The sequence below is a fragment of the Streptomyces sp. NBC_01549 genome, assembly GCF_026339955.1.
Lineage (GTDB): Bacteria > Actinomycetota > Actinomycetes > Streptomycetales > Streptomycetaceae > Streptomyces.
Genome location: NZ_JAPEPW010000001.1, coordinates 3,192,025 through 3,211,608 on the forward strand (window position 1 = coordinate 3,192,025; position 19,584 = coordinate 3,211,608).

Genomic DNA, 19,584 nt, shown 5'->3' on the forward strand with positions numbered 1-19,584 from the left:
CGCATGCGAACCGACTCTTCTCCCGGCAACCTGCCGGCGCGGGAGCACCTCCCGGCCGGGTCCGCCGGTACGCCTGTCCTGGACGTAGTGATCCCCGTCTACAACGAGGAGAAGGACCTCCAGCCGTGTGTGGTGAGACTGCACGAGCATCTCAAGCGCACCTTTCCGTACGCGTTCCGCATCACGGTCGCGGACAACGCTTCGACGGACACCACCCCTCAGGTGGCCGCACGGCTGGAGTCGGAGATACCGGAGGTCAGGTCCTTCCGGCTTGAGCAGAAGGGCCGTGGGCGCGCGCTGCGCACCGTGTGGTCGGCCTCGGACGCTCCGATCCTCGCCTACATGGACGTGGACCTGTCCACCGACCTCAACGCCCTCCTCCCGCTGGTGGCCCCGCTGATCTCGGGCCACTCGGACCTCGCGATCGGCTCCCGGCTCGCCCGCAGTTCGCGCGTGGTGCGCGGTGCCAAGCGGGAGTTCATCAGCCGCACCTACAACCTGATCCTGCGCGGTTCGCTGCAGGCCCGCTTCTCGGACGCGCAGTGCGGCTTCAAGGCGATCCGCCGCGATGTCGCCCAGGTCCTGCTGCCGTTGATCGAGGACACCGGCTGGTTCTTCGACACCGAGATGCTGGTGCTCGCCGAGCGCGCCGGACTGCGCATCCACGAGGTGCCGGTCGACTGGGTCGACGACCCGAACTCGACCGTGCACATCGTGAAGACCGCGACCGACGACCTGAAGGGCGTGTGGCGCGTGGGGCGCGCCCTCGCCACCGGTTCGCTCCCGCTCGACCGGCTCGGGCGCCCCTTCGGGGATGATCCGCGCGACCGCGACCTGACCGACGTACCCAAGGGGCTGGCCCGCCAGCTCGTCGGCTTCTGCGTGGTGGGCGCCCTGTCGACCCTCTTCTACCTGCTTCTGTACAGCGCCTTCCGCTCGTTCTCGGGCTCGCAGATCGCCAACGCGCTCGCCCTGCTCGTCTCGGCCGTCGCCAACACCGCGGCCAACCGACGTCTGACCTTCGGCGTCCGCGGGCGGGGCAGCGCGGTGCGGCACCAGGCGCAGGGCCTGGTCGTCTTCGGCATCGGCCTCGCCCTCACCAGCGGCTCGCTCGCCGCCCTGAACGCGGCGACGAGCAGCCCGGCGCACTCCACCGAACTCGCGGTGCTCATCGCCGCCAACCTCGCGGCGACCGTGCTGCGGTTCCTGCTCTTCCGCGCCTGGGTCTTCCCGGACCGGCGCGACGAGACGGCGCCCTCGACCGTCGTCGCCTCGCACAACCCGGCCTCGCCCGCCTACAGCACGACAGCGGCGCACCAGCAGCACCACCACCAGGGCCAGCACCACCACCAGCACCAGCCGCTGCCCCAGCGCCCGGGCTCGACGGCGCCCCAAGCTCCGTACATCAACCACGACCACAACCAGACCAACGAGTTCCGCGCCGCTGAAGCCGCGGACCGCACCTGGGGGGACGCAACCATGCAGCTGCAAGCGGTGCGCCCGCACGATCACGACCCGAGGGACGCGAGGGACGCACGATGACGATTCAGCCCGACACGAGCTATCAGGGGGGCCTGAGTCCCTCCGGGAGCGCCGAGCCCTCCTGGGGGCCGCCGAGCTCGACGGCTCTGCAGGAGCCCGTCGCGGCGCCCACCGCGGCCCCCCGGTCCGGTGAGCCCAAGCAGCCCTTCTTCCACCGCGTCTGGCGCGGCCGGCCCGAGGACCCGCGCTGGGTGCGCCCCGCCTTCCTCGGTCTGCTCGTCGCCACCGGCCTGCTCTACCTCTACAACCTGAGCGCCTCCGGGTACGCCAACTCCTTCTACTCCGCGGCCGTCCAGGCGGGCAGCCAGAGCTGGAAGGCCCTCTTCTTCGGCTCGCTCGACTCGGCCAACGCCATCACCGTCGACAAGCCCCCGGCCTCGCTGTGGCCGATGGCCCTGTCGGTACGGATCTTCGGCCTCAGCTCGTGGGCGATCCTCGTCCCCGAGGTGCTGATGGGCGTCGCCACGGTCGGCGTTCTGTACGGGGCCCTGCGCCGTCGCTTCAGCCCAGCGGCCGGTCTGATCGCGGGCGCGGTGCTCGCGCTCACTCCCGTCGCCGCGCTGATGTTCCGGTTCAACAACCCGGACGCGATGCTCGCGCTGCTGATGACCGTCACGATCTACTGCGTGGTCCGCGGTCTGGAGGACGGCCGGACGAAGTGGCTGGTCTGGGCGGGTGCCGCGGTCGGCTTCGCGTTCCTCGCGAAGACCCTGCAGGCCTTCCTGATCCTGCCGCCGCTCGCGGTCGTGTACGCGGTCTGCGCGCCGGTGCGGCTGAAGAAGCGGTTCGCGCAGCTGGGTCTGTCGGCGGTCGCGATGGTCGTCGCGGGCGGCTGGTGGGTCGCGATCGTGGAGCTGTGGCCCGCGTCCTCCCGCCCGTACATCGGCGGCTCGCAGAACAACTCCTTCCTCGAGCTGACCTTCGGCTACAACGGCCTCGGCCGCATCAACGGCGACGAGACCGGCAGCGTCGGTGGCGGCGGCGGTGGCACCGGCCAGTGGGGCGAGACCGGCTGGAACCGGATGTTCAACTCGGAGATCGGCAGCCAGATCGCCTGGCTGCTGCCCGCCGCGCTGATCCTGTTCGTCGCGGGCATCGTGCTCACCCGCAAGGCCAGGCGGACCGACCTGACGCGCAGCTCGTTCCTCGCCTGGGGCGGCGCCCTGCTGATGACGGCGATCATCTTCAGCTACATGGCCGGCATCTTCCACCAGTACTACACGGTGGCCCTGGCCCCTTACATCGCTGCCGTCGTCGGCATGGGTGTGACGGTGCTGTGGGAGGAGCGGAGCAAGGTCTGGGCCTCGCTCACCCTCGCCGGCGCGGTCACCGCGACCGCCGCCTGGGGGTACGTGCTGCTCAACCGCACGCCCACGTACCTGCCGTGGCTGAAGTGGCTGGTCCTCATCGGCGGTCTGGTCGGCGCGCTCGGTCTGATCTTCGCGGCCAAGCTGGGCCGCCAACTGGCCCTCGCGGCGGTCGGGCTGAGCTTCGTGGCCTCGGTCGCGGGCCCGACGGCGTACACGCTGTCCACGGTGAACAGCGGGCACACCGGTTCGATCGTCACGGCCGGTCCGGCGGGCGCCAGCACGATGGGCGGCCGGGGTGGCGGCCCCGGTGGCGGCATGCGGGGCGGCTTCCCCGGTGGCGGCAACACTCAGGGCCAGAACCAGCAGGGCGGTAACGGCACCACCCAGCAGGGTGGCGGCATGGGCCAGCCCCCGACGGGTGGCACCGGTGGAACCGGCGGCTTCCCCGGTCAGAACCAGCAGGGCAACGGCACCACCCAGGGCCAGAACCAGCAGGGCGGCATGCCCGGCGGTGGCGCGATGGGTGAGGGCGGCATGGGCGGTGGCGGCGTGGGCGGTCTGCTCAACGGCGCGACCGTCGGCTCCGCGGCCAAGAAGCTGCTGGAGACGAACGCGGCCGACTACACCTGGGCGGCCGCGGCCATCGGTTCCCAGAACTCCGCGAGCTACCAGCTCGCCACCGGCAAGCCGGTGATGGCGATCGGCGGCTTCAACGGCACCGACCCGTCTCCGACGCTGGCCCAGTTCAAGAAGTACGTGACGGACGGCAAGATCCACTACTTCATCTCGGGCGGCGGCATGGGCGGCGGCGGCAACTCCTCCACCACCTCCACCTCCTCCCAGATCAGCTCGTGGGTCACGGCCAACTTCAAGAAGGTGACGGTCGGTTCGGCCACCTTCTACGACCTGACGCAGCCGACCAGCAGCTGACGGCAGGTCCTGTACCCGGGGCGGTGGCCCGGAGCGATCCAGCTTCGGGCCACCGCCCTTTTCGTACGCCCGGAGCATCGCGTTGTACGCTGTATGGGAACTGTTCTACGGTGTACAGCACGTCCACGACTCCCTCAGGGCGCCCCGAAGACCAGGCGCAAGGTCACCCCCAGCGCCGGCTGATCCTCGGCGTCATCCGCCTCGCCCAGTCGACCGTGCTGCTCGACAACACCGTCCTGAACGTGGCGATCCCCTCCCTCACCCGGGAACGGGGTGCGGCGACCTCCGACATCCAGTGGATGATCAACGCCTACTCGCTGGCGCAGTCCGGGCTGCTGCTCACGGCGGGCAGCGCGGCCGACCTCCCCCACGCCTCAAGGGCGCGGGGGGACCCCCATCGGCCGCAAGAAGATGCTGATCGCGGGGCTCGTCGGGATCGGCTCGGTGGTGGCCGGACTCGCCGGCTCCACCGGCCAGTTGATCGCCGCGCGGGCCGGAATGGGCGTCGGCGGCGCGCTCCTGCTGACCACCACGCTGGCCGTCGCCATGCAGATCTTCACCCCCGCGGAGCACCCGAAGGCCATCGGCATCTGGAGCGCCGTCAACGCCCTCGGCTTCGCGGCAGGCCCGCTCCTCGGCGGCTTCATGCTCAACCACTTCTGGTGGGGCGCGATCTTCCTGATCAACCTGCCGGTGGCGGCCCTGGGCCTCGTCTCGGTGGTGGCCCTCGTACCGGAGTCGAAAAATCCTCGGGGAGACCGCCCCGACCTGCTGGGAGCGCTGCTCTCCACGATCAGCATGACCGCACTCGTGTACGCGATCATCTCCGGCCCCGACCACGGCCGGACGTCCGGCCGGGTCCTGGCCACGGCCGCGGTCGCCGTGCTCGCGCCGGCCGCCTTCGCGTACTGGGAGAGCCGGATCCCGTACCCCATGCTCGACCCGCACGTCTTCCGTAACCGGCGCTTCACGGGAGCCGTCGCGGGAGCCGTCCTCATCGCCTTCGACATGGGCGGGGCCCTCTTCCTCCTCACCCAGCACCTCCAATTCGTCCTGGGGTACGGCCCCTTGGAAGCCGGACTGCGTACGGCGCCGCTCGCGGTCGTGGCGCTGAACTTCTCCGGCCTCTCGGCGAAGTGGACGGCGCGGCTCGGCGCACCGGTGTCGATCGCGCTCATGATGACGATGATGTCGGCCGGGCTGGTGTCGATCGCCACGCTCGCCGCGCACGGGTACGGCGGCACACCGCTCGGCCTGCTGCTGATCGGTGCGGGCGCGGCCGTGGCCAACCCGGCCATGGCGCACGCCATCATGAGCGCGATCCCACCCGAGAAGGCGGGCGTGGGCGCGGGCGTCAACGGCACGCTGGCCGAGTTCGGCAACGGCCTCGGCGTGGCGGTGCTCGGCGCGATCCTCAACTCCCGTTTCGCGGCGCTGATTCCTGCGGCGGCGGCCTCGCTCCCGGCGGCGCTGGCCTCGGCGGGCTCGGACGAGGAGCGCGGACGGATCACGGACGCGTTCTCGTCGGGCCTGGAGACCAGTCGGCTGGTGGGCGAGGTCGCCGCCCTTCTCGGTGGACTGCTGGCCGCGGCGTTGCTGCGGCGTGCGGAGAGGGCAGACTCCGCGGTGGCGGCTTCGGTGTAGCGCCCGCTTAGCATCAGGGAGGGGGCGGACCCGCTGCCGCCGCTTTCGAGGGCTGAGTGCTTACTGCTGAGCCCCGACTGCTGAGTTCCAGGTTCCAAGTTCCGAGGATGGTGCGCCATGGTGAGGGCAGCCGACCGTGCCGAGCGTCCGGCGCGGACCAGTGTCTGGCTGGAGGGCAAGGCTCCCCGGGCCGGTGCGGCACGCGGGGGCGGGCAGCCGTCGGGGCTCGACCGGGAACGGATCACCGAGGCCACCGTACGACTGCTGGACGCCGAGGGCATGGCGAAGTTCTCCATGCGTCGGCTGGCCGCCGAGCTGAACGTCACCGCGATGTCCGTGTACTGGTACGTCGACACCAAGGACGATCTGCTCGAACTCGCCCTCGACGCGGTCTTCGGCGAACTGGAGCTGCCCGACGCGGAGTCCGGCGAGAACTGGCGCGACCAGCTCCGCTCCCTCGCCACCGGCTATCGCGCCCTGCTGGTCCGCCACCCCTGGGTGTCCCCGCTCATCGGGACCTTCCTGAACATCGGCCCGCACTCCATGGCCTTCTCGCTCTGTGTCCAGCAGGTGATCCGCAACACCGGTCTGCCCCCGCACGGTCAGATGGGCGCGCTCTCGGCGGTCTTCCAGTTCGTGTACGGGTTCGGCACCATCGAGGGCCACTTCGTGCAGCGCTGCGCCTCCGCGGGGATGACCCAGGACGAGTACTTCCGCCAGGCCATGAGCACGATCAGCGAACAGCCGCAGTTCTCCGCCAACTTCGAGAACGCCGCGGACCTCAGGGAGGCCCGCGGCGGTGACACGGTCGAGGAGATGCGGGAGCGGGACTTCACGTTCGCGCTGGAGACGCTGATCGCGGGGATCGAGACGATGGTCGCCAGGCCCTAGCCGGACAGGCCCCAGGGTCTGTCCGCTCCTTCTCGGTCACTCCTGGGGGGTCAGCCGGGCGGGGAAGCCGCCCGTCGCGACCGGGCCCCACTTCACCGGCGTGACCCGGATGATCGACTTGCCCTGCTTCAGCATCGCCTCCCGGTACTCGTCCCAGTCCGGGTGCTCGCCCGCGATGTTCCGGTAGTACTCGACGAGGGGCTCGACGGATTCGGGGGAGTCGATGACCTCGGCCGTGCCGTCGATCTGGACCCAGGGTCCGTTCCACTCGTCGCTCAGCACGATCAGGCTGACACGCTCGTCCCGCTTGGCGTTACGGGTCTTGGCGCGCTCGGGGTAGGTCGAGACGACGATCCGCCCGGCGTCGTCGACCCCGCAGGTCAGGGGGGATCCCTGAGGGCCGCCGTCGGTACGGCGGGTCAGCAGGATGGCGCGGTGGCGGGGGCGTACGAAGTCGAGCAGTTCGTCCAGGGACACGGCGGTGTTCGTAGCGATGTTCGGTGCCATGTGAGTCAGCCTAGGCTGCCCGCTGTGAAGGGGCACTCGCCTTACGCCTGTGGGAGGTACTCGCCCTGTACCGCCTGGATGTCCAGTTCGACCTTCAGTGTGGTGCCGATCGCCGAGATGCCCGCCTGGATGACCTGGTTGTAGTTCATGGCGAAGTCCTCGCGGTGCAGCTCGGTCGTCGCCCGGAAGGCCGCGCGGGTGCCGCCCCAGGGGTCCGCGCCCGTGCCCAGGTAGGCGAGGTCCAGGTCGACCGGGCGGGCGATGCCGCGCATGGTGAGTTCGCCGTGGACGGTCCAACGGTCGGAGCCGGCCGGGGTCAGGCCGGTCGAGCGGTAGGTGATCTGCGGGTACGTCTCGACGTCGAGGAAGTCCGGAGACTTCAGGTGGCCGTCGCGCATGCCGTTGCCGGTGTCGATGGAGGCGGCCGAGATCACCGCCTCGACGCGGGACTTGGACACGTCGTCCGGGGCGATCTCGATCACCGCCGAGAAGTCCGTGAAATGGCCGTGCACGCTGGAGATGCCGAGGTGTTGGGCGACGGCGCCGACGGAGGAGTGCGCCGGGTCGACGGTCCAGGGGCCGGGTGGCGGCAGTTCGGTGCCGCCCTGGCGGGCGAGAGTCACGTTGCCGATCTCGGCCCGGCCGCTCGCCGTGACGATCGCGCTCGAGGCGGCGGGCGCGTAGCCGACCGCGGTCACGATCACCGTGTACGCGCCGGGCGTGAGGGTGGTCGGGTCGTGCACGGCTCCTTCGGTGTCCGCCTCGGCGCGCAGCACCTGCGTTCCGGTCATGTCGGTCACCGTGACGACCGCGTGCGACACGGCCCATCCGTCCCGTGTGCGAATCCGTGCGGTCAGTCCCATCCCGTTTTCTCCCTGCAAAGCAGTAAAAATTGGTCGCGATGAAACCGGCCCGTGGGGGGCGCACCTCCGCTCAGAGTGCGCGCGTCCCCACGGGCCGGGGTATCAGCTACTCGCCGGGGTGGGCGAGGGTGATGTCGTGGTCGTCGACGCCACGGCCGGAGACCGTGAGAGCCGTCGCCACCGGGGGGTATCCCGTCGCGATGACGGTGTACTCGCCGCCGTCCAGGTCGGTGAAGGCGTACGCGCCGTCCGTGCCGGTCCTGGAGGTGCCGATCACGTTGCCGGCCGCGTCGACCAGCGTGACCCGGGCGTCGGCCAGGGGGCCGGCAGGGGCCCGTACGACACCCTGGAGTTGGGCTCCCGCGCTGAGCTCGACCTCGATCCGGGTGACCCCGGCGCCGCCGACCTCGACGGGGAGGGCCTGCGGGCGGTGGCCCGCCGCGTTCACCGCGATGGTCACCGGACCCGGGACCAGCTCGGTGAAGGCGAACTGGCCCTGCTCACCGGTGGTCCCGGTGGCCAGCACATCACCGCGGACGTCGGTCACGATGACCATGGCGTCCTTGACCGGGGTGCCGGTCCCGGCGGCCCGGACGAACCCGCTCAGCCCGCTCGTGCCGCTCAGCAGGATGTCGTACGCCACCGGCTCGTCGTTCACGACGATCGTCGAGGCCTGCGGCTGGAAACCGTCGGCGGAGGCGATCAGGACGTACGAGCCCGTGCCGGGCGCGTCCACCGCGTAGGAGCCGTCGGCCTGTGCGACCGACCGGCCCAGCTGCCGTCCCGCGAGCGAGATCAGCGTGACCGCGGCCTGCGGGACGGGTGCGCTCTCGGTGCCGCGGACGTGACCGCGGACCGGGATGCCGCCGGAGGCGGGCGGCGGGGCGCTCTCCCGTGTCGCGGTGGCGACGGCGGCGAGCCGCTGCGTGCCCTCGGGTCCGACCTCGGGGCTCGTCTCGGCGACGGCCGCCGCCCAGCTCGGGCTCCTCTCCTCGGCGGCGGGCGCCTCGGCGAAGACGGGTGCCTCGGCGGCGGCCGAAGCCTCCACCTTGGCCTCCGCGGCCTGGGCCAGCGCGCCCGAGGTCCGCAGCGGGACCTCCTTGATGAACAGGACGATGAGGAAGGCGAGCAGCGCCAGGACGGAGGCGATCATGAAGACGTCGGCGATGCCGTGACCGTAGGCGCTCTCCAGGACGGTGCGCAGCGGGGCGGGCAGCGCGTCCATGTGCGGGATGGTGCCGGAGCCGGAAGCCGACGCGGCGGCCGCGTACTTGGGGTCGAGGCCGGCCAGGCCGTCCTTGACGTAGTCGGTGATCCGGGTGGACATGATCGCGCCCAGCGCGGAGACGCCCATCGCACCGCCGAGGGAACGGAAGAACGTCACCGTGGAGCTGGCCGAGCCGAGGTCGGACGGGGCGACCTGGTTCTGCGTGGACAGCACCAGGTTCTGCATCGTCATGCCGACGCCGAGACCGAGCAGCGCCATGAAGACCGCGACGTGCCAGTAGGTCGTGTCGTAGCGGATGGTGCCCAGCAGGCCCAGGCCCGCGGTGATCAGGACGGTGCCGCTGACCAGCCAGTACTTCCACCGGCCGGTCTTGGTGATGACCTGGCCGGAGACCGTGGAGGCGATGAACAGGCCGCCGATCATCGGGATGGTCATGACGCCCGACATCGTCGGGGACTTGTCCCGGGCCAGCTGGAAGTACTGGCTGAAGAAGACGGTGCCGGTGAACATCGCGACGCCCACGAAGAGCGAGGCGAGGGAGGAGAGGGTGATGGTGCGGTTGCGGAACAGCCGCAGCGGGATGATCGGCTCGCTCGCCTTGGACTCGACGAGCACGAACAGCAGCCCGAGGACGATCGAGCCTCCCACCATCGCGTACGTCTGCCCCGATATCCAGTCGTACTTGTCACCGGCGAAGGTGACCCAGACCAGCAGCAGCGAGACCGCGGCGGAGATGAAGAACGCGCCGCCCCAGTCGACCTTCACGTCCCGCTTCACGGTGGGCAGGTGCAGGGTCTTCTGCAGCACGATCAGCGCGATGAACGCGAACGGCACACCGACGTAGAAGCACCAGCGCCAGCCGAGCCACGAGGTGTCGGTGATGACACCGCCGAGCAGCGGGCCGCCGACCGTTGCGACAGCGAAGGTCGCGCCGAGGTAACCGGAGTAACGCCCGCGCTCACGCGGGGAGATCATCGCGGCCATGACGATCTGGGCGAGGGCGGACAGACCGCCGACGCCGACGCCCTGGATCACACGGCATGCGATGAGCATGCCGGGGTTTTGGGACAGACCGGCGGCGGCCGATCCCAGCACGTAGATGACGAGGGCTATCTGTACGAGCGCCTTCTTGCTGTACAGGTCGGAGAGCTTGCCCCACAGAGGCGTGGTCGCGGTCATGGCCAGCAGCGAGGCCGTGACGACCCAGGTGTAGGCGGACTGGCCGCCGCCCAGGTCGCCGATGATCTCAGGGAGCGCGTTGGTGACGATCGTCGACGACAGGATCGCGACGAACATGCCGAGCAGCAGGCCGGAGAGCGCCTCCATGATCTGGCGATGTGTCATCGGAGTGCCGTCGGAGGGTCCACCTCCGTGCTTGGCGTGAGCCCGCACACCGGCTGGTGTGGTCGTTGCCATGGGCTTCCTTCTCTTGTCTTATGCGGGTGTACGGGTGGTCAGTTCGGTTGCTTCCGGCACATAGGGGGGCCGGGGTACGGCACGGCAGCCACCGAAGCTCTCGCGTAGCCGGCCCATCAGATGGATGAGCAGACCGACCTCGTGGTCGGACCAGTCGCTCAGCCGGTCGGCGAACAGCTGGGAGGAACGGCGGGAGAGTTCGATGAGCCGCTCGCGTCCCGTGTCGGTGAGGCGCAGGATGCGGGAGCGTTTGTCGGCGGGGTCGGGGAGGCGTTCGATCCAGCCCCGGTCGGCGACGTGGGCGACGTGGCGGCTGGTCACCGACATGTCCACGGCGAGCAGCTCGGCTAGCTTGCTCATCCGCATGTCGCCGTGCCGGCCGAGGAGGGTCAGTACGGCGGCGGAGCCCGCGGGGCAGTCGTGCGGCAGGATCCGCCCGAGCTCCCGCTTCACCGCGCCGATGGCGCTGAGCTGACGAGCCAATTCCTCGTACTGCGCCTGCTCGGCCATCACACCTCCCATGTTCGTTGCTTGGGGCAACCATAAATCCAGTTGGTTGCTGCAGGCAAACGATTTCGCTGGCGCTGGGCTAAAAAGATGGCAAAGACAAGTATTGGCGAACGTAAACTGGCAGGTGGAGGGCGCGCGAGACTTTGAAGCCACTGTGGACCGACCGACCGGGCCCGCGTCCGTCCCCGGCCCCACGAGGGCACCAGAACCAGGCGTCCTGCGGGGCGTTCGCCTTACGGGGGCGTGGCCCGGGCGCCTGGGCCACGCCGGGGACCGTTGCGTCCGCCCCCGCCCCTGCCCCTGGCGGGGTGCTCATGGTGTGGGGGTTCGAGGGTGAGGGGAACCCTGCGCTTGGGTGGGGAGCGGGTATTCGCTAGGGTCCTGGGCCATGGCAAACACCCAGGGCCCCGAGGGCAACTACGACCCCGCGGGTAGCACCCAGATGTTCCGCGCTTTCGTCGACGAAGGGCCCCAGGCCCGACAGCAGCAGGCGGCCGCCCCGGCGGGGCCCCGCATCGGCCTGATCATCGGCATCGTCGTCGCCGTGGCGGTCGTAGCCGCCGTGGCGTGGCTCGCGCTGGCGTAATGAGCTCCGACCCGCCCCGCCGGTAGGACCGGTGGAGGCGGGCTACTTCCACTGGACGGACACGTCCTGCGTCTCGATGTGCATGCCGAGCGGCACGCGCCAGTCGTCGACGCACACCGTCCAGGTCTTTGTGCTGCCCGCTCCGGCGGCGATCGGCGCGGGCAGGTCCCGCGTCGAGTCGATCGTCGCCCAGTCGATGCCGAGCGCCCCGATGATGTGCGTCCCGAGGGTCACCGTGCCCGAACGCACGGCGGTGCCACCGGTGTTGCGGAAGGAGACGGTCACCTTCTCGCACCAGCGCTTGTCGGTGGCCTCCCGGGTGGGAGTGCTCACGCTGAGAACGGCGGGACCGGTGGAACCGGGGGGACTGGTGGTCGCCGTGGATCCCGGGGTCGGTTGAGCGGATGGCGCGGATGCGGTGCCTGAACCGGTGCTCGTACGGGCGGAGTTGCCGTCGTCGCCCGACGACGGCGTCGACGTAACCCCGCCGCCGGGCTCTGGTGGCCCGCCCGGGGAGCCGGAGTGTGGGGGTGAACTGCCCTGCCGCGGGGCTCCCTTGGCGGCTTCCGTGAGAGGCGTGGACCCGGGCAGTGGGGTCAGTGAGACGTTACCGGTCGGGGCCACGACCGGTCCGGGACCGGCGGGCGCTCCCACCGCCACGTATCCGCCGCCGCTCCCACCGCCCCCGCAGGCGGCCAGAACGGCACCCAGACAGACAACAGCCGTAGAGGCGCCCACCAGGGCGCCTCTACGGCCACGGAGCCAGGTCGCTCGACGCATCGCGCCAGTGTGGCTGACGATCCGTCAATTATGAAGAGTTCGGGCGGGGAGGTCTCAGTCGGAGATGAGGCCTTCGCGGAGCTGGGCCAGGGTTCGGGTGAGAAGGCGCGAGACGTGCATCTGCGAGATGCCGACCTCCTCGCCGATCTGCGACTGGGTCATGTTGGCGAAGAAGCGCAGCATGATGATCTGGCGCTCGCGGGGCGGGAGTTTGGCGAGCAGCGGCTTCAGCGACTCGCGGTACTCGACGCCCTCCAGGGCGGTGTCCTCGTAGCCGAGGCGGTCCGCGAGGGAGCCCTCGCCGCCGTCGTCCTCGGGGGCCGGGGAGTCGAGGGAGGAGGCCGTGTAGGCGTTGCCGACCGCGAGTCCGTCGACGACGTCCTCCTCCGACACGCCCAGGACCGCGGCGAGTTCGGCGACGGTCGGGGAGCGGTCGAGCTTCTGGGAGAGCTCGTCGCTGGCCTTGGTGAGGGCCAGGCGCAGCTCCTGGAGGCGCCGCGGGACGCGGACGGACCACGAGGTGTCACGGAAGAACCGCTTGATCTCGCCCACGACCGTCGGCATCGCGAACGTCGGGAACTCCACGCCCCGTTCGCAGTCGAAGCGGTCGATCGCCTTGATCAGGCCGATGGTGCCGACCTGGACGATGTCCTCCATCGGCTCGTTGCGGGAGCGGAAGCGGGCCGCCGCGTACCGCACGAGCGGGAGGTTGAGCTCGATGAGGGTGTCCCGGACGTAGGCGCGCTCGGGACTGTTCTCGCCGAGTGCGGCGAGCCGCAGGAACAGGGAGCGGGACAGGGTGCGGGTGTCGATGGCCCCCGAGGTCTCGGGGGGCGCCGGGACGGCTTCGAGTGCCGGAGCGGCATCGGGGGCCGGGAGGGCCGGGACATCGTGAAGCGCGTCGGGCGCGGATTCGCTCTTCGTGAGCGTGAGCACCTTCGAGCTGCCCTGGTCTGCGGACATGCCACCCCCTTTGGGTCGCGGACGGTAGCGGCGGACGCTCCCGTCGGAGGAACGCAGCCTCCACCTGAATACCGGCGGCGGGGCTGCGCCAAACGCTCTTCCGGCAGAATGTCACATGTCGGCAACACGCTGTAGTGACATGTCGACATGGAGGGGGTGAATCGGCCCTGGAAAAGGGGGGTCTGACGGTTTTTCGGCGCTGAACTGTCGGAAAAGGAGACGTTGAGCGATTCGCTCTTGTCGGTTACGCCTCGATCCTGTTTGCGGATCGCAGCCGCGCGAAACTGCGGGCGAGCAGCCTTGACACATGCATCTGGGAGACTCCCAGCTCGGCGCTGATCTGTGACTGCGTCAGATTGCTGTAGTAGCGCAGGAGAAGGATCCGCTGCTCGCGCTCGGGCAGTTGTACGAGGAGATGGCGGACCAGATCGCGGTGTTCGACCCCGTCGAGGGCCGGGTCCTCGTAGCCGAGCCGGTCGAGCAGCCCGGGCAGCCCGTCACCCTCCTGGGCGGCTTCGAGGGAGGTCGCGTGGTACGAGCGTCCGGCCTCGATGCAGGACAGCACCTCCTCCTCGGTAATGCGCAGCCGTTCGGCGATCTCGGCGGTCGAGGGGGAGCGCCCGAAGGCCGTCGTCAGGTCCTCCGTCGCGCTGTTCACCTGCACCCACAGCTCGTGCAGCCGGCGGGGTACGTGGACGGTGCGGACGTTGTCGCGGAAGTACCGCTTGATCTCGCCGACGACGGTCGGCATCGCGAAGGTCGGGAACTGCACCCCCCGGTCGGGGTCGAAGCGGTCGATCGCGTTGATCAGGCCGATGGTGCCGACCTGGACCACGTCCTCCATCGGCTCGTTGCGGGAGCGGAAGCGGGCGGCCGCGTACCGTACGAGCGGCAGGTTCGCCTCGATGAGCGCCCCGCGTACGCGGTCGTGCTCCGCGGTGCCCGGCTCCAGCGTCTTGAGCTGGCCGAAGAGCAGCTGGGTGAGGGCCCGGGTGTCGGCGCCACGGCGTCGCTCGGGGGTGACCTGCTCCGGGGTGACGCGTTCCGTGGCGATGTGCTCCGTGGCGACGTGCTCCGTGGCGACGTGTTCTGTGGTGATGCGTTCCGTGGTGATGCGTTCCGTGGTGATGCGTTCTGTGGTGACGCGTTCCTGGGGGATTTCCTGTGGCGGTGCTTGAGGCGCAGTACTGGCCGGCACGGTCAACTCCACCTCTATGATCCGTCAGATCCATCAACTCATCCGTCAAAAGCGGTCATAGCATCACAAGACATGTGCACTGTGTGCAAGCACCGGATAACCACGTGTTGAACAGGATTTAGGGAGAGTTGGGGCATAAGGAGCAGAAAAACCCCCCGCCGGTTACGGCGAGGGGTCCGGAGCGGGTCGGGTCGGAACGGTTCAGAACGGATAGTCGGCGATCACCCACGTCGCGAACTCGCGCCACACCGCGACGCCCGCCTGGTGCGCAGGATGCTCCAAGTACCGCTTCAGGGCGTCGGTGTCGTCGACCGCGGAGTTGATCGCGAAGTCGTACGCGATAGGCCGGTCGGTGATGTTCCAGTCGCACTCCCAGAACCGCAGCTCGGGAATCTGATCGCCGAGCGCGCGGAAGGCGGCCACGCCTTCGACGACGCGGGGGTCGTCACGTTCGACGCCTTCGTTGAGCTTGAAGAGGACCAGATGGCGGATCACGGGTACTCCCTGGTGGTACGGACCGTGCGTGGGCGGCCGATCAGTTCTTGGCCCCGTCGGCGATCCACGTCATGAAGTCGCCGATGGACCGAGCGGCGGTCGAAATGCCTTCGAACCCTATCTGGACATAATCGGCGGCCTTCGCCGGATCCGTGATGATCACGTACAGCGCGAAGACCACGAGTATGTAGACGGCGATCTTCTTCGAATTCACCGCCATCGCGGCCTCCCCTGTGACTGCTGCGCCCACTGGGCCCCGTGTGCCGGCGGCGAGTGTAACCTTCGCCCCACTTTTATGGACCAACAGCCCGCTGCGTCCAGGCCTTTTGCCGGGCCTGTCGGCGGCGCGGACGCCCTGGACGCACGAAGGGCCCCGTCTTTCGACGGGGCCCTTCTGAAGCGGTAGCGGAGGGATTTGAACCCTCGGTGACTTGCGCCACACTCGCTTTCGAGGTCTGTTCGTGCTGGTCAGAGCATGATCCAGAGTCGTTCAGTCTTGTTCATCCTCGTACTCTCGGCCGTCGCGTGAACCGTTGTGGACGTCGTCGGACGAGGGTGAATGAGACGGAAACTGAGACGGGGCCGCCACCCGTCCATCAGCGCGGTAGTCCCTTTGGGGTGGCAGTTCAGGGGCATGGGCCGAAGCTCCGCGCTGCTCTTCGTGGGAGTGGACAGGCAGGAGATCGTGAGGCATGGCAAGCGCGCCTGCTGGCCGCTGGGCAAGCCACCCTGAGTGACGGTGCGGCGGGGCCTCAGTGCGGACGTGCCTGAAGCCCAAGCGCTCGTAGTAGGAGTGCAGCCCTGAGTTTGTGCGCCAGGTGTCGATGCGCACCCACGTCCGTCCTTCCAGCGCTGCGAGGCGGGACATCCAGTCGATGACCCGCGTGCCAAGCTGCCGGCCGGATGCTTCGCGCGCGACGATCAGCTTGTATAGGTAGAGCGCTGATTCGGGATGGTCGGCGTCCGTCCAGAAATCTCGGTCGACAGGACCGCGGCTGACGGTAGCGAGCACCTCATCGTCCTCGCCGACGACGACCCATGCACGCCCCTCATCAATGCTGGCACGCCATTTCGCGATGGCCCGTTCCCCGGTTTCTGGGTCGCTCCACTGGTCCGTGCCCTTGTCGCGTAGCCATCCTTCGGCCTCTGTTCGTAGAGCCAACAGGGCAGGTACATCCTCCGCCGCTGCGGGGCGGAGGTATTCAGTCCGTGCTGACTTCATAGAGGATCTTGTGCCTGTCTCCGGGGAGGATGGTGACCATGCAGCGGAGGGGGCGACCATCCGCGTCGTAGCCGGTTCTGGTGTGCTCCGCGACGGGTGTCGCCGCAGGTAGGGCAAGTAGTGCAGCCTCCTCGCGAGTCGGCATGCGTACAGCGATTTCGTCCACGTACTTCGCTTGCACGAGTCCCACAGAGGCCAGGATGCCGCCGGGCGCTGAGACGTCTCGGGGCTCCATCAGCGGAGTGCCGCTCACGAGTTCCTGAGGAAAGTACGAGTCGGCGAGTGCGTAGGGCCGGTTGTCTATGAATCGGAGACGCTTGCGCGCTACAGCCAAACCGTCTGCGGGGAGTTCGAGGCGCTCGCGCACGTGGGGCGGAGGCTCAACGATCGACACCGTGATGTCCTGGCGGGGAGCGTTCCCGTTCTCCGCGATCGCGCTCGCCCATTGGTCGCCGGCCGTTCGCCCTTCAACGGCATTCGCGTGACGACTCCGACTCTCCAGAGTCGTCCAGTTCCACACGACAGGCGGGTAGTCCTCGCGGACGTACTTCCCCTGACCTTGTCCTGTTACTACCAGCCCTTCGTCTACCAAGAGACGGACTCCGGCGCGGACAGTCTCACGGCTGTAGCCGTACTGGCTCATCATCTTCGACTCGCTGGGGAGTGCTTCACCCCCTGCCAGGGCACCGGACAGGATCTGTTCACGCAGGTCAAAGGCAATTTCCTGCGACTTCGTCATGCCGCGTCGAACCACTTAGGCATCCTCTCCGCTCCGACTCCTCCGTACAAGTTAGACCAGGGGGCTTGACTCTCCAAGCCTGACTCGTGCAGTCTCTTGCCAGGGCACTCCTCCAGACAAGTCGGATGGGGTGTCACGTACGGCAATGCTGTACAGGTGCGCCGGAGGAAAGCCCGCGGGGGTGAGTACGAAGGAAGCGCCGATTGGTTGAGAACTCAACAGCGTTCTAGATCGACGGGGTGCAAGTCCCCGTCCCCGTGACGACCGGGTGAGGTTCGTCGTTGGCGGCCACTTCGCTGCACACCGGCTCTGGAGAACATCCCTGGGGATCATCCCTCCATTCCTGGAGGTCAGCCCCTCGCGATGCCACCCGATGCGCGCCGCCCTGCTGGCGTCAGAGCAGTGACGATGACGCACCCGATTCTCCGGCTCGGGGTTGGTCCACCGTGACAACGGCGGACCAGCGAAGCCGTGTTGCTGCCATCCAAGGAGGTCGGCGTGAGCCGACGACATACCCGGGCGGCCGACCGCACGTGACCTGTGCGGCGGCAACGCCCTTCGCGTCACCTTCCCGCCCCCGCAGCGCGGATTTGCTGCGGTCGGTTGCCTCCTCCGCCCGTCCGGTTGCGCGCACTGCGCGGCTCCGTACGGGCGGGGCTGAGGGGAGCCGGATCTTCCGACTTCAACGGTGAGCGGCTCCCGGGTGGCACCCCGGGAGCCGCGTTCGGGCCGTTCCATGCTGAGAGGAACACGACCCAATGAATCACATCGTCACTGTTCAAGAGGCTGTTACCGCGTTCGAGCCCTGGATGGAGCCGACGGCCGCGGAGCTGGACGCGATCGAGCTGGAGATGCCCGCGATCCTCGCGGACGTCGACCTGATCGACGCGCAGATTATCGTCTTGGACCGCACGCCGTCTGAGCTGGACGTTCGGCGTATCCGCCGTGCCCGCCGCCGGGTGCTGGCCGCCCGTCGGGCCCTGGCGAACGCGTCCGCCCCGTTCCTGCCGGGGGTGGGAGCGTGAGCGCCCCGGAGTCGAGCCTGACCGCCGCGCATGCGGAGGTGAAGGCGGAGATTGCGCGGACCGACACCAAGACCGGTCTGCTGTTGGCGTTCGTCGGTGCCGTCCTCGCCGGAGCGTGGACCGTCGCGAAGGACGTCCCCCTCACGGGCCCCGCCTGGGTCGCGGGCGGTCTCGGGATGGGGCTGCTGGTCGCGGCGGCGGGTCTGCTGCTGCGGTCGGTCCGTCCGAACCTGGGCGGTGGCCGTGGCTTCCCGCTGTGGGCGACGCTCACCGCCGAGGAGATCAGCGCCACCCTGGCTGAGGACCAGGCTGCGGACATCGCGGGTCTGTCCCGCATCGCCGTCGCCAAGTTCACCGGCCTGCGGCGCGCGGTCGATCTGACGTGCGCAGGCGGCGCCCTGCTCATCCTCGCGGCCCTGCTCGCGGCGGGGGGTGCGGCATGAACCGGTGGGGAAAGGCATTCCTGGTCCTAGCGCTGGTCGCCGTGGTCGGCATGGCGTTTCGGGTGTCGTGGAACGCGCTGCGGGACATCGCCCATGCGATCGGGGCGGACCACACGGCCGCAACCCTGTATCCGTTCGTGGTCGACGGGCTGATGGCGCTGGCCCTGATTGCGACGCTGGTCCTGGTCGGCAAGAACCGGACGTTCGCGCTGCGGGTGCTGGGCACCTATACGGGCGCCTCTCTGGTCCTCAACTACGTTCACGGCCTGGTCCCGGAGCTGCACGGCGCATCGGTCGACTGGGGCCGGTTGGCCGACTGGGACCCCGCCAACTACGCGTTGGTGCTGCTGGCCACCTCGCTTCCGGTCGGGTCGATCTATTTCGGCTCCGATCTCGTCGCGAAGGTGCTGCACCACCGTCCCGCCCCGATCCCCACCGTGAATACGAATGCGGAGGAATCTACCGAGAGCGTGAGCAATCGGTCTACGGCTGACCTCGCGGAATCGACCCCCGCGCCTGTGGTGGTGGCTCCGGTGCGGATGCCCGATCCGGTGGCCGTGGAGTTTGTGAAGTCGACTCTCCCCCTCAAGCCCGTCACCACCGCCGCCGCCCCGACTCCCGCTCCGGCGATCGAGCGGCGTGCGGTGGCCGCTGCGGAGTCGACTCGCCCCCGCCGGGCGACGGGTCGGGTTCCTGAGGTTGCCCGATCGAGTCGGCCGAAGCGCACCCCGGATCAATTGCTCGATGAGGCACGGCGCGTGACCGCCGGTTGGCCGGACGCGAAGCTGACGGCCGAGGGCATCCGCCTCGCGGTGCACACCTCGCCGAAGAACGCCCGGACCCTGCGCGAGACCCTGCGAGCTGAACGCGACGGCACCGCCCGGGCCGCCTGATGTCCGGGGCGTTCGGCAAGTGCTACGACCCGAGCGGCGCCCGCTACGGCATCCCCACCTACCTGTGGCGTATGGCCCCCGACGGCTACGCGACTCGCCGTCAACTGCGCGCCCGGGGCTTACGTCCCGGCGGTCAGCCGATCGCGGCGCAGGTGCTGCGCCCGCGCTACCGGCGCGGCCCGCTGACCGCCTACCTCTACCGCATCGACCGCGCCAAGAAGGTGCGGCCCATGACCCCGGCCAAGCGGGCCGCGCTCGCCAAGGCGAACCGTGCCCGCCGCACCTGCCCCAAGTGCCGTACCGACGCCGGATACGTCATCCCGACCTCACTCGGCATGTGCGTGCCCTGCGCCTACCCCGACGACGAACAGCGCGCTGCCTGAACACGTCGACCACACC

The 19,584-nt window shown here is 69.3% G+C and carries 19 protein-coding genes and 1 pseudogene; 9 read left to right on the forward strand and 11 right to left on the reverse strand.

The window, feature by feature from the left end; all coding sequences use genetic code 11:
* Positions 1–3: 3 nt before the first annotated feature.
* The 4 genes and pseudogenes from OG819_RS14130 to OG819_RS14145 all read left to right on the forward strand — a co-directional run bounded on the left by OG819_RS14130 (position 4) and on the right by OG819_RS14145 (position 6,317).
* The gene (locus OG819_RS14130) at positions 4–1,542 is read left to right on the forward strand and encodes a bifunctional glycosyltransferase family 2/GtrA family protein (RefSeq protein ID WP_266649664.1); all 1,539 of its coding nucleotides are present in this window, start codon (positions 4–6) and stop codon (positions 1,540–1,542) included.
* Positions 1,539–3,782 (forward strand): glycosyltransferase family 39 protein, encoded by a 2,244-nt coding sequence (locus OG819_RS14135; protein ID WP_266649666.1) that lies wholly within the window; start codon positions 1,539–1,541, stop codon positions 3,780–3,782. The genes OG819_RS14130 and OG819_RS14135 overlap by 4 nt, the downstream gene beginning before the upstream one ends.
* Positions 3,783–3,892: 110 nt before the next feature.
* Positions 3,893–5,426: pseudogene (locus OG819_RS14140) on the forward strand (MFS transporter).
* Positions 5,427–5,543: 117 nt separating this feature from the next.
* Positions 5,544–6,317 (forward strand): TetR/AcrR family transcriptional regulator, encoded by a 774-nt coding sequence (locus OG819_RS14145; RefSeq protein WP_266649668.1) that lies wholly within the window; start codon positions 5,544–5,546, stop codon positions 6,315–6,317.
* A gap of 36 nt (positions 6,318–6,353) precedes the next feature.
* Here OG819_RS14145 and OG819_RS14150 read toward each other — a convergent pair whose 3' ends face one another.
* The 4 genes from OG819_RS14150 to OG819_RS14165 form a co-directional block, all read right to left on the reverse strand.
* Complete coding sequence (locus tag OG819_RS14150) at positions 6,354–6,824, reverse strand: PPOX class F420-dependent oxidoreductase (RefSeq protein ID WP_266583703.1); 471 nt, start codon at positions 6,822–6,824, stop codon at positions 6,354–6,356.
* Positions 6,825–6,865: 41 nt separating this feature from the next.
* Entirely contained in the window at positions 6,866–7,687 is an 822-nt protein-coding gene (locus OG819_RS14155; RefSeq protein ID WP_266432900.1) for a YceI family protein, read from the reverse strand.
* A gap of 106 nt (positions 7,688–7,793) precedes the next feature.
* Positions 7,794–10,331, reverse strand: coding sequence for an MFS transporter (locus OG819_RS14160; RefSeq protein WP_266649671.1), 2,538 nt, complete (start codon positions 10,329–10,331; stop codon positions 7,794–7,796).
* Positions 10,332–10,349: 18 nt separating this feature from the next.
* Positions 10,350–10,841: a MarR family transcriptional regulator gene (locus OG819_RS14165; RefSeq protein ID WP_266649673.1), complete on the reverse strand. Its 492-nt coding sequence runs from the start codon at positions 10,839–10,841 to the stop codon at positions 10,350–10,352.
* 388 nt (positions 10,842–11,229) lie between these two features.
* On the opposite strand from OG819_RS14165, the gene OG819_RS14170 reads away from it, so the two are divergent.
* Positions 11,230–11,427 (forward strand): hypothetical protein, encoded by a 198-nt coding sequence (locus OG819_RS14170; protein ID WP_054235117.1) that lies wholly within the window; start codon positions 11,230–11,232, stop codon positions 11,425–11,427.
* Between the two features lie 42 nt (positions 11,428–11,469).
* Here OG819_RS14170 and OG819_RS58575 read toward each other — a convergent pair whose 3' ends face one another.
* From OG819_RS58575 to OG819_RS14205, 7 genes are all read right to left on the reverse strand, one after another.
* Positions 11,470–11,760 carry a hypothetical protein gene (locus OG819_RS58575; protein ID WP_323138146.1) on the reverse strand — a complete coding sequence of 97 codons (291 nt, stop codon included), beginning with the start codon at positions 11,758–11,760 and terminating at the stop codon, positions 11,470–11,472.
* A gap of 501 nt (positions 11,761–12,261) precedes the next feature.
* Positions 12,262–13,170, reverse strand: a complete 909-nt coding sequence (locus OG819_RS14180; RefSeq protein WP_266626199.1) for an RNA polymerase sigma factor SigF — start codon at positions 13,168–13,170, stop codon at positions 12,262–12,264.
* A gap of 244 nt (positions 13,171–13,414) precedes the next feature.
* On the reverse strand, positions 13,415–14,368 hold the full coding sequence (locus OG819_RS14185) for an RNA polymerase sigma factor SigF (protein WP_266649675.1): 954 nt from the start codon (positions 14,366–14,368) through the stop codon (positions 13,415–13,417).
* A 201-nt stretch (positions 14,369–14,569) separates the two neighbouring features.
* Positions 14,570–14,863: a Dabb family protein gene (locus tag OG819_RS14190; RefSeq protein WP_266583693.1), complete on the reverse strand. Its 294-nt coding sequence runs from the start codon at positions 14,861–14,863 to the stop codon at positions 14,570–14,572.
* A gap of 40 nt (positions 14,864–14,903) precedes the next feature.
* Positions 14,904–15,083 (reverse strand): hypothetical protein, encoded by a 180-nt coding sequence (locus OG819_RS14195; protein ID WP_067377012.1) that lies wholly within the window; start codon positions 15,081–15,083, stop codon positions 14,904–14,906.
* A gap of 270 nt (positions 15,084–15,353) precedes the next feature.
* On the reverse strand, positions 15,354–16,085 hold the full coding sequence (locus OG819_RS14200) for a GNAT family N-acetyltransferase (RefSeq protein WP_266649678.1): 732 nt from the start codon (positions 16,083–16,085) through the stop codon (positions 15,354–15,356).
* Entirely contained in the window at positions 16,066–16,824 is a 759-nt protein-coding gene (locus OG819_RS14205) for a GntR family transcriptional regulator (protein ID WP_266649680.1), read from the reverse strand. The genes OG819_RS14200 and OG819_RS14205 overlap by 20 nt, the downstream gene beginning before the upstream one ends.
* 758 nt (positions 16,825–17,582) lie before the next feature.
* On the opposite strand from OG819_RS14205, the gene OG819_RS14210 reads away from it, so the two are divergent.
* The 4 genes from OG819_RS14210 to OG819_RS14225 are packed head-to-tail and all read left to right on the forward strand — an operon-like array spanning position 17,583 to position 19,568.
* Positions 17,583–17,849, forward strand: a complete 267-nt coding sequence (locus tag OG819_RS14210) for a DUF6284 family protein (RefSeq protein WP_266649681.1) — start codon at positions 17,583–17,585, stop codon at positions 17,847–17,849.
* Positions 17,846–18,292, forward strand: a complete 447-nt coding sequence (locus OG819_RS14215) for a Pycsar system effector family protein (protein ID WP_266649683.1) — start codon at positions 17,846–17,848, stop codon at positions 18,290–18,292. The genes OG819_RS14210 and OG819_RS14215 overlap by 4 nt, the downstream gene beginning before the upstream one ends.
* A complete protein-coding gene (locus tag OG819_RS14220; RefSeq protein ID WP_266649684.1) occupies positions 18,289–19,185 on the forward strand; it encodes a DUF2637 domain-containing protein in 897 nt (298 codons plus the stop codon). The genes OG819_RS14215 and OG819_RS14220 overlap by 4 nt, the downstream gene beginning before the upstream one ends.
* Positions 19,185–19,568 (forward strand): RRQRL motif-containing zinc-binding protein, encoded by a 384-nt coding sequence (locus OG819_RS14225; protein WP_266649685.1) that lies wholly within the window; start codon positions 19,185–19,187, stop codon positions 19,566–19,568. Before OG819_RS14220 ends, OG819_RS14225 begins: the two co-directional genes overlap by 1 nt.
* Positions 19,569–19,584 lie beyond the last annotated feature (16 nt).